This window comes from Streptomyces sparsus (assembly GCF_054776295.1).
This window is the reverse complement of record NZ_BAAHCA010001532.1, coordinates 1-735: the sequence shown is the minus strand read 5'-3', so window position 1 is coordinate 735 and position 735 is coordinate 1. Positions and strand designations below refer to the sequence as shown.

General features: G+C 74.4%; 1 protein-coding gene. It reads right to left on the bottom strand.

Translation table 11 applies throughout. The annotated features are described in order from the left end of the window. Positions 1-353: 353 nt before the first annotated feature. Entirely contained in the window at positions 354-584 is a 231-nt protein-coding gene (locus tag ACYVE9_RS29445; protein ID WP_461030926.1) for an HGxxPAAW family protein, read from the bottom strand. Positions 585-735: the final 151 nt, after the last annotated feature.

Here is a 735-nt window from a genome sequence, read left to right as displayed (position 1 = left end):
CCCAGCGCGGCCACCCGGGCCGACACGGCCACGGCCACCGAGGCGGCCGGAGAGGAGACGCTCATCACCTCACTGTGTGCGACCACCGTGCACGCCGCATCCCGCGGCCACCCGGCCGGGGGGAGGATGCCACCCGGCCGCGGGGAGGAAGCGCACCGGAGAGGGCGGCAGCAGGGCACAGAGGGGCGCCAGGTGGCGGAGCACCCCGGGCGGGTGCCCGGTCGGGAAGAACCTCCCGAGCACACGGAAGGCGCGGCGACCGTCCGCCCGTACCCGCGTCGGCGGGTGCGTGCTGACGGGCGCCGCGCCCGCCTCCCGGGGTGCTCCGGGAGTGGCCGGGGAGCCGTATCGGCTCAGCTGCCGGCCATGACCTGCTGCGACTCCGGCTCTTCCTTCGGCTTGCCCAGACCCATGGAGCGCATGATCCAACCGACCACGCCGCCCAGGCCGACCACGACCAGGCCGCCCACCACGCCGAGCGGCTGGGCCATCACCATGAACACGGCGCTGACCGTGAACCCGATGAACGCTATGGTCACGCCCGTCCAGGCGGCGGGAGTGTGTCCGTGGCTGCTGTCCGACATCGGTGTGCTCCTCGTCAATCTGTTCAGTCCGGTCGCGACCGCCGGTGCACCACCCATTCTGTCAGGGTCGTCCGGGTGGCTCGCCGCCGGGCGTGCCACCGGCCGCCACCCGCCTCGCGCCGCCGTCACGGCCCCGTCCGACCCGCGCTCA